Annotated in this window: 9 protein-coding genes and 1 pseudogene; 5 read left to right on the top strand and 5 right to left on the bottom strand. The window is 68.9% G+C overall.

What is annotated here, in order from left to right; translation table 11 throughout:
• Both HOV91_RS30290 and HOV91_RS30285 read left to right on the top strand, forming a co-directional pair.
• Nucleotides 1–301, top strand: a pseudogene (locus tag HOV91_RS30290) (hypothetical protein); the annotation flags it as partial.
• A gap of 5 nt (nt 302–306) precedes the next feature.
• Complete coding sequence (locus HOV91_RS30285) at nt 307–1101, top strand: ESX secretion-associated protein EspG (RefSeq protein WP_246351156.1); 795 nt, start codon at nt 307–309, stop codon at nt 1099–1101.
• Between the two features lie 9 nt (nt 1102–1110).
• Here HOV91_RS30285 and HOV91_RS30280 read toward each other — a convergent pair whose 3' ends face one another.
• Nucleotides 1111–2049 carry a fatty acid desaturase family protein gene (locus tag HOV91_RS30280; RefSeq protein ID WP_174188728.1) on the bottom strand — a complete coding sequence of 313 codons (939 nt, stop codon included), beginning with the start codon at nt 2047–2049 and terminating at the stop codon, nt 1111–1113.
• Between the two features lie 279 nt (nt 2050–2328).
• On the opposite strand from HOV91_RS30280, the gene HOV91_RS30275 reads away from it, so the two are divergent.
• The gene (locus tag HOV91_RS30275; protein ID WP_174188727.1) at nt 2329–3072 is read left to right on the top strand and encodes a hypothetical protein; all 744 of its coding nucleotides are present in this window, start codon (nt 2329–2331) and stop codon (nt 3070–3072) included.
• A gap of 17 nt (nt 3073–3089) precedes the next feature.
• Here HOV91_RS30275 and HOV91_RS30270 read toward each other — a convergent pair whose 3' ends face one another.
• Nucleotides 3090–3341, bottom strand: a complete 252-nt coding sequence (locus HOV91_RS30270; RefSeq protein WP_174188703.1) for a hypothetical protein — start codon at nt 3339–3341, stop codon at nt 3090–3092.
• Between the two features lie 17 nt (nt 3342–3358).
• Here HOV91_RS30270 and HOV91_RS30265 point away from each other — a divergent pair, with 17 nt between their 5' ends.
• A complete protein-coding gene (locus HOV91_RS30265) occupies nt 3359–4006 on the top strand; it encodes a hypothetical protein (RefSeq protein ID WP_174188726.1) in 648 nt (215 codons plus the stop codon).
• 67 nt (nt 4007–4073) lie between these two features.
• Here the strand turns inward: HOV91_RS30265 and HOV91_RS30260 are convergent, their stop codons facing one another.
• The 3 genes from HOV91_RS30260 to HOV91_RS30250 form a co-directional block, all read right to left on the bottom strand.
• Nucleotides 4074–4448 carry a hypothetical protein gene (locus HOV91_RS30260; protein ID WP_174188725.1) on the bottom strand — a complete coding sequence of 125 codons (375 nt, stop codon included), beginning with the start codon at nt 4446–4448 and terminating at the stop codon, nt 4074–4076.
• 250 nt (nt 4449–4698) lie between these two features.
• Nucleotides 4699–4899, bottom strand: coding sequence for a hypothetical protein (locus HOV91_RS30255; RefSeq protein ID WP_043736091.1), 201 nt, complete (start codon nt 4897–4899; stop codon nt 4699–4701).
• Nucleotides 4900–5108: 209 nt separating this feature from the next.
• On the bottom strand, nt 5109–5657 hold the full coding sequence (locus HOV91_RS30250) for a PadR family transcriptional regulator (protein WP_312884819.1): 549 nt from the start codon (nt 5655–5657) through the stop codon (nt 5109–5111).
• A 46-nt stretch (nt 5658–5703) separates the two neighbouring features.
• On the opposite strand from HOV91_RS30250, the gene HOV91_RS30245 reads away from it, so the two are divergent.
• Nucleotides 5704–6273, top strand: a complete 570-nt coding sequence (locus tag HOV91_RS30245) for a peptide deformylase (RefSeq protein WP_174188723.1) — start codon at nt 5704–5706, stop codon at nt 6271–6273.
• Nucleotides 6274–6404 lie beyond the last annotated feature (131 nt).

Here is a 6404-nt window from a genome sequence, read left to right as displayed (position 1 = left end):
GGCCGGGGTCGAGGCGGGGTTGACCGAACACCCCACCCAGCAATCCCGTGCCGCGCAACTGTTCCCGCGTGCGTCGCTGCCCGGCGCCGAAGCGCCGATCTATCCCGCCGCCGGGGCCGGTGCGCGTCCGGACGGCATACCCGCCGGCGCGCCCATGATGGGAGCGCCCGGCGCCGCCGCCGGTGGCGCCGGACCGGGCAACAACGCCCACAAGCCCGCGAAGTTCCTGCAGTCGAAGGTCCATCTCGACGACGCCATCGGCACGGTGCCCGACCGGGTGAAGCCGGTGATCGACTCGTGAGCGGAATGTGGGAATTCACCGATCTGGAGTTCAACCTGCTCTGTGAGGAGGTGCGGCAGGGCGAATTGCCCGCCCCGTTCGTCTTCACCAGCCGCACCCGGCTCGCGGCGGACTACGAGCTGGAGAAGGCACAGGTCCGCCGGCAGTTGCGGCAACGGATGGACCACGATCTGGACGCCATGGCGGGCGCGATCGCCAAGCCCGACGTCTTCGTCGTCGCACACGCCTGGAACGACCAGGATTTCGCCAATCCCGAAGCGCGCACCCGGGTGCACGCGATCCGGCACCGGGCGCGCGGTTACGTGATCACCCAGCGACCGGGCGAAACACTCGCGCACAGCGGGGGATTCGATGTCGCCGAGTGTGACCCGCACGCCTTGGCCGACACCGTGATGGGCCTGCTCCCGCGCTGTGGCGCAGGGCGGCTCGATGACATCCGCCTCTCGCTCCCGGCCGCCGAACCGGAGCCCGTCCGCGAGCGCCCCGCCGCCACTATCTCGGACAACGACGACGATCCCGGCGACGACACCGCCCGCAGCGCCGCGTTCTTCGACACCCCGGCCGTCAGCACCGGAATAGTCAAGGTGCTGCAAGGCCGGTCGAAGTACGGGCCGCGCGGACGTATCGAAGCGGGCCTGCTGTGGCGGGACCTCCCCGACGACGGCCGCTACGTGATTCCCCTGGATCATCCGGCCCCGATCGCCACCGCCATGGGCAGCGACCGGCTGACCCTGTGGGTGCGCGACCGGATCGAGGAGATCCTGTCGCGGATGGATTCGCACATGGAAACCGAGGAGTGAACCGGCCGTTCAGCGATCGGTGAGCCCGATCGGACCGCGAATCTGGCGGACCACCGCGCGAAACCAGCCAGAGTCGTACCGGCCGTCCTCGGCGTCGAAGGCCGGCCGGAGTTCGTACCAGCGCAGGCCAGGACGGCGATGGTGCGTGCCGTGCAGGTTGAAACTCAGAGCCAGGACCTCCAGCGGCGCGGGCAGTCGCAGGTTCAGCGCCTCGAGCGGCTCGTCGAGCTCGGTGCCGTAGTGGTAGGCGTTGTCCGACAGGGAGACGACCACGGCGCGCCCGGCCAGCGCCGCCGCCAATATCCACCAGTGACTGCCGTAGGCGAGAAACGCCGCGCAATGCAGCACGACGATCGCGAAGGCGTCGACGCGGAACTGCCGGAGCACCTCTCCCTGCGCGACGCGTTCGAGCAGCGGCCCCGCCACCGTGTCCGGCCCGTCCACCGCACGGGCCATCCTGCGCACCGCCGCGACGGGCAGCACAGCCAGCACCACCGCGGCGACCTCGAGCAGATACAGCCCGCCGAAGAGCCGCAGGTAGTACCCGGGCGCGGCTTTCGCCCAGCTGGACGTCGCGGGATCGTAGACCTCGGCGCGCTCACGGGTCCGGCTGTAGCGGTGGTGCAGCAGGTGACCGGCCTTGAGCAACGCGAACGGCGAACCGTACAGCACCGCGAGCACGCGTCCGTACCAGTCGTTTCGGGCGCGCCGATGGTGCAGGTTGCCGTGCACCGCCTCGTGGATCACCGACCAGAACGTCGTCGTCAGCAGGGCCAGCGGCAGCAATACCCAACCCCACGCCGCGTCGCGGGGCAACAGCAACAGCGGTAGCGCGAAGAGCTGGAAAACATTGAGCACGACCGCCGCGGCGGTCAACCAGGATCCGATCCGCCGCCCGTCGTCGCGGCGTTGCGCGCGGACGGCGTTGCCGGTGCGCCGTTCGGTCATCTCGCCGATCACCTCTCCGGTCTTTCGGACCACCAGCGTGCCCGAGCCACCCCACGAACACCCCTACACGCGCTGTCGCGCCCCTTACGTCCGTGCGACGAAACGGTGCTGTGGCGCGAGAGCCGCTCGCCCATGGCGGCGGGTCCGGACATGGCCGTCCGGGAATCAAGATCGCGCTGAGCGCAATTGTTCACCGAAGATCGTGCGGTGCTTAGGGTCCGGATAGCCCTTCTGTCCGGCCCGGGTTCGATGCGAACCTCCTTCTGATTTCGGAGCGACGTGCAGCCAACGCCCTGGTCGGCCAACGACACTCGAATCGAACGGGTACCGAGCGCAAGGCCGGGGCAGCCGGCCGGTTTCCGGGCGTTCGCATCGATGCTGCGCGGCTATTGGGGTTATCTGGGCGCCGTGGCCGGCAGTATCGTCACGTTCGTCCTGCTGTTCCAACCGTGGTTGAGCGTCGCCGGGGCCGATGGGAAGGCCAGCGCAAACGCCTTCGGCCGGGTCAACGCGACCACTTCGTATCTGAACGTTTGGTCATCGTCGCAGGCGCCCGCCGCGCGGATCAACGGCGCCCTGGCGCTGCTCGCCGCCGCCACGATCGTCGTCACCGTCTGCGTGGTGGCGGCGAATCTGCGGTATCGCACCGAGGTGCTGGCGCGGGCAGCGACTATCTCCACGGTGACCACCGCGGTGCTGGTCGTCCTCGCCGTGCTGTACATCAACAGCAAAGCTCCCGAGCTGCGCGCCCCGCTCGCCCGTACCACCGACCTGGGTGGACAAGTCGGCATGGTGACGAGCTGGGCCTTCGGCAACGGCAGTCTCATCGTGCCGGGCGTACGGCAAGTCTCCTACGACACCGCCGGCTTGACCTCCTGGCCCCTGCTCGCGGGCGCCACCTCACTCGGCTCGACCGTCACCGCCCTGACCCAATGGGTGTACAGCCATCCACCCGCATCCCTCCGCCTGCGGTACCGCGCCGCCGCGGGGCGCTCGAACGAATCGGCCCGGCAAGGCAAGTGAACCGGCTGGGACCGCGCTCACTTCGGCCGTGCGGAGCGGCGACGGAACAGCCGACGGAGGTATCCGCCGACACCGAAGAGTGCCCGCGTTTCCGCTGCGGTTTCGGCGGTTTCCGGCACCGAGGTCGCCTGGGCGAATCGCACGTGCAGTTGTTCGCGGACCTGGTCCGCGGTATAGGCACGGCGGCGGCGCTCGGCGCGCACCACCACGACACCGGTGGCGACCACACCTGCCGCACCCGCCAATCCCAACGCCTTCCACCACCTCATACGCATAGGCTACGACCATGACGCGTGCGGGCATCAGTCTCGACCGAGCGGTCGAGGTCACCAGGACGGGTGACATCTGGCTTTTCCGAGGCCATTCGACTGTGGACCGGGTGATCCGGATGACCACGAACAGTCCGGTGAACCATGTCGGGATGTCGGTCGTGATCGACGATCTGCCCGCGTTGATCTGGCACGCGGAACTCGGACGATCGCTGCCGGACATGTGGTCGGGAAACGCGCACCGCGGCGTCCAGCTGCACAATCTGCGCGACGCCGTGCTGGTGTGGGCCCACCGCTACGGTCAGCAGGCCTGGTTGCGCCAGTTGGACCCGCCCGCAACCCGGGAGATGGAGGACAGCGTGCTGCGCACCATCGCCCGGCACGACGGCACCCCGTTCCCCTCCACCGCCGGTCTGGCGGCACGCTGGCTACGCGGCCGCGCGCGCCTTCCGCGCCGCAAGTCGAGTCGGCCCGCGGCCCGCGAACTGGAGAACGCGTACTGCGCCGAAATCGTCGCTGCGACATACCAGGCGATGGGCCTGCTACCGCAGCACCGTAGCCCCGACTGGTACGACCCCGGCCGATTCTGGAGCGGAGACCGGCTGCGCCTGTCCGGCGATCACGAACTGACCGGCGAGATAGCCGTCCGAACACCGCCGGCCTGAAGGGTTCTGGCGCGAACGCATCAGACCGGCGGCGACGGGATGCTCCCGATCGTCGCTGAGACGAAGGTCAGGCGATAGTGACGGTCAGGACGTAGCCGGCCGCCGAGCCGTCGACGGAAGAGACGACGATCTGGTAGTCGTTGCCGTCGGCGACGAGATCGGCATGCGGGACCTCGGCGGCGATCTGCGGGCCGATCAGCGGTGCCACCGAGACGCGAGCATTGCCGTTCGCGGAGGTGACGTCGAAGCTCAGGCGCTGGCCCGGCGCGGTGGCGATGGAATAGCTGTCCGACTTGCCCTGGCCGACGTTGCCGCTGACCTCGGCGCTGTTCTGACCGGGGTTGAGCTGCAAGCGCTGCACGACGCCCGGCACCGACGGAATGCCGGGGGCGGCCTGGGCGGTCGCGACCCCTCCGGCCGCGAAGGCGACGACGGCGAGCACCGCGGGCACGGTACGCCACGATGAACGAAACACTCGAGATGAGATCATGGTCATCATCTTTCCTCACGCGGCGGCCGAGTCCGCAGGAGGCTCCGCGCAATTGGCGATCGAGTCACCTCCACCGCAACCGGCTGCCCGCAACCGCACGTCGTGAAGCGAGGACCGGCGGACCCCGGTTGCCGGACACCGCGCGCCCCAGCACGCCGACGGGCCGGGCGGTGAATCCCGCCCGGCCCGTGTTCGATCGGTGTCAGCGACCGCTGTGGCTGTGCTGGCCGCCACGCACCTTGGCCTCCGTGGGTTGCGCTTCGGCGCCCTTACGGCCGGCCGCGCTCGGATCGGCGGAATGGCGCTCGCCGAAGCTTCCGGTACTGGCCTGGCCGCCACGGCGCGCCTGCTCCTCGGTGTCCGAACGGTTACCGAACTGACCGGGGTTGTTCTTGTCTGCCATCACATGCTCCTTTCGGTAGCGGATGAAACCGACTGTGGCTCTGTGCGCCACGTCTTCGTGCTACCCGCCGCATGACGCGCGAATCAGCTCGAAAGCTTCTTCACACGATCGCAAAGATGCGCCCGGCTCCGTTCTGGCGCAGTGCATCCGATCGACGTTCCGGCCGGCTTCGGCCGCCCGCGGCACTCCACTGCCACGATCAAGCCGGGTCACGAGGGCGGTGTGTCGAGTTTGTCGATGTCGGCGAGCACTTTTTCGTGCCAATCGATCTCAGCCTGGATCCGCATGGTGGCATGCTCGACGATCAGGTCGTCGGCCGTGCTCTGGTCAGGCCAGCGTCGGTCGAGCTGATGCTCGACGCGGGAACGTCGCGCGCGCAGTGCGGCGACGCGGTCTTCGAGGTATCCGCGCAGCAGTTCGCGATCGAGATCGCCACTGACCGCGAGCGCGAGATCGACCGGGTCGGGCCGGATGTCGACTTCGGTCAGGGCTTCGTCGCGCAGGGCCCGTAGTTCCCGGCGCCCTTCCTGGGTGATCTCGTATACGGTGCGCGCGGGAAGCGCGCCGGCCTGTTCGGTGCGCAACGGCCGGATCAGTCCTTCGTCGGCCATCCGGTGCAGAGCCCCGTAGAGGGAGCCGGGCTTGACCCGCGACCACAAGTCGGCCCGGTCCAGGCGAGCATCGCGGCGCAACTGATGGCCGTGCATGGGGCCGCGTTTGGCGAGCGCGGCGAGGACGAACAACCGGGTCTCGTTCACCCACTCAGTCTGCCACGAGTACTCGTATTTGAGTACTCTCGCATTCATGCCTGTTCGACCGATCCTCATCGCCGGTGACCCGCGGCTGACCACGCCCGCGGTCGCGGTCACCGTGTTCGACGACGAGCTCGCCGCCTTCGTCGACGACTTGTTCGACACCAACACCGCCGCCAACGGCGCGGGTCTGGCCGCGAACCAGGTCGGGGACCCGCGAGCGGTGTTCGTCTACGACCTCATCGACGCGGGCGTGCGGCACCGCGGCCACGTGATCAATCCGGTCCTGGAGACCTCCCCGATTCCCGAGACGATGCCCGATCCCGACGACCTGGAAGGGTGCCTGTCGGTGCCGGGCGAGTGGTATCCCACCGGCCGGGCGCACCGGGCCGAAGTCACCGGCGTCGACCTGACCGGGCAGCCCGTCACCGTCACGGCCACCGGTTATCTCGCCCGCTGCCTGCAACACGAGACCGACCACCTCAGCGGCCGCCTCTACCTCGAACGCCTCATCGGCAGAAACCGGCGAGCCGCTCGCCGCATGATCAAGGACCGGCAATGGACCCGGCCCGGCAACAGCTGGCTGCCCGGAACGGACTACCCGAACTCCCGCGAACCCTGACCGGGCCGATTCGGCACGCCGAGCCGCACCCCGCGAAAACGAGTAGTCGTCTACTCACGATCGCGCGCTCAGCAGCGACGAGCATTCCGGAGTGCGGGAACCCTGCGCGGACGGCACGTGCGCGTATGGGA

This window comes from Nocardia barduliensis (genome assembly GCF_013315795.1).
Classification (GTDB): Bacteria; Actinomycetota; Actinomycetes; order Mycobacteriales; family Mycobacteriaceae; genus Nocardia; species Nocardia barduliensis.
This window is presented reverse-complemented; position numbering and strand designations above follow the sequence as displayed.

Bases quoted from the DNA above. Each gene is read 5' to 3' on its own strand.
- HOV91_RS30285 (WP_246351156.1), top strand. From the start codon at position 307: ATGTGGGAATTCACCGATCTGGAGTTCAACCTGCTCTGTGAGGAGGTG.
- HOV91_RS30270 (WP_174188703.1), bottom strand. From the start codon at position 3,341: ATGAGGTGGTGGAAGGCGTTGGGATTGGCGGGTGCGGCAGGTGTGGTC.
- HOV91_RS30255 (WP_043736091.1), bottom strand. From the start codon at position 4,899: ATGGCAGACAAGAACAACCCCGGTCAGTTCGGTAACCGTTCGGACACC.
- HOV91_RS30280 (WP_174188728.1), bottom strand. From the start codon at position 2,049: ATGACCGAACGGCGCACCGGCAACGCCGTCCGCGCGCAACGCCGCGAC.
- HOV91_RS30265 (WP_174188726.1), top strand. From the start codon at position 3,359: ATGACGCGTGCGGGCATCAGTCTCGACCGAGCGGTCGAGGTCACCAGG.
- HOV91_RS30245 (WP_174188723.1), top strand. From the start codon at position 5,704: ATGCCTGTTCGACCGATCCTCATCGCCGGTGACCCGCGGCTGACCACG.